Source organism: Arsenicibacter rosenii, from assembly GCF_001870735.1.
Lineage (GTDB): Bacteria > Bacteroidota > Bacteroidia > Cytophagales > Spirosomataceae > Arsenicibacter > Arsenicibacter rosenii.
In genome coordinates this window covers 1-1,128 of sequence record NZ_MORL01000168.1, presented here as the reverse complement: position 1 = coordinate 1,128, position 1,128 = coordinate 1, and the positions used below count along the sequence as shown (strand labels likewise).

1 protein-coding gene is annotated in these 1,128 nt (G+C 52.7%); it reads right to left on the bottom strand.

The genetic code is table 11. From position 1 onward, the window contains the following. A partial coding sequence (locus BLX24_RS30590) for a RagB/SusD family nutrient uptake outer membrane protein (RefSeq protein WP_143092949.1) occupies nt 1–810 on the bottom strand: 810 nt, incomplete at its 3' end. Between the last annotated feature and the right edge of the window lie 318 nt (nt 811–1,128).

Sequence of the window (1,128 nt, the reverse complement as noted above, 5' to 3'; positions counted from 1 at the left end):
CTCCCAGCGCGTGACATCGCCGGTCGGGTTGTAGCGCGGACTTGCCCAGGTCAGGTAAACCATCGCCTTAATGGCCCGTGTCGTAATCCCGTCGAAACGGCCCCAGTACCGCGAACCGGCATAGACCCGGTCGTTTACGTTCGGCACCAGAAAATCACGGTGGGCAATTGGCAGGTATCGGTAGGCAGAATCGCAGTCGGCCAGAATTTGCTTTACACACTCGTCATACGTATTCCGCGCCAGGTTCACATCGCCTTTTACGTCGATCGGGTCCAGTACAATCGGGTACCCGAGCATCTGACCGTTTGTGCCTTTTCCGCCGAACTTCTGCAGCAAATCCCACTGAAACCAGGCACGAAGCGCATAGGCCTCGCCCTGCAACCGGTTCTTCACCAGACTGTCCAGATGGGCGTTTACCAGAAAGCGGGTATTATAGCCGCGACGGTCTTTCAGAAACAGGTTTACGAGATAGATCGACCGGTAGTCGCGATCCCAGTAGGTCCGGAACGGATCCTGGCTGGTTGGCAGCGCACCAACTGCCAGACGGGTCATGGCGTTTGTGGTACTGGTGATGACCACATCATCGGTAGTACCATCCAGATAAACCCCTTCGTTATCGTTGTAATTCCGGGGCATGTTGTCATAACACTGACCGACCAGCCCCTGAACCATATCCTGATACTTCCAGATGTCTTCTGTGGTCCGGTTTCCGTTCGGATACGGTTCCAGATAATTAACGCAGGAAGCCAGCCCCATGCCTGTGACGGCCAGCGCTAATAAGCTTTTTATAGTTACTGATTTAACATTCATTTTCCTGAAAACTAGAAGGTCAGTTTAACGCCACCGGAGAAAGTTTTAAACAACGGATAGGTTGTTACACCTGAGTTAATCGACTCCGGATCAACGTCTTTAATTTTTGACACCGTCAGCAGATTAGCCCCGCGAACATACACCCGCAGGCCACGGGCACCGATTACCTTACCCGGCGAAACCGGTACGTTCCNCCCGCCGTTGCGCAGCCAGAAATCAGAGGCGACGAAGTTATTGTTTACCTTATAATACGTGAGCCGCGGATACGCACCGTCGATGTTGTTCTTCACAAAATCAGAATAGTTGTTATCGCCCCAG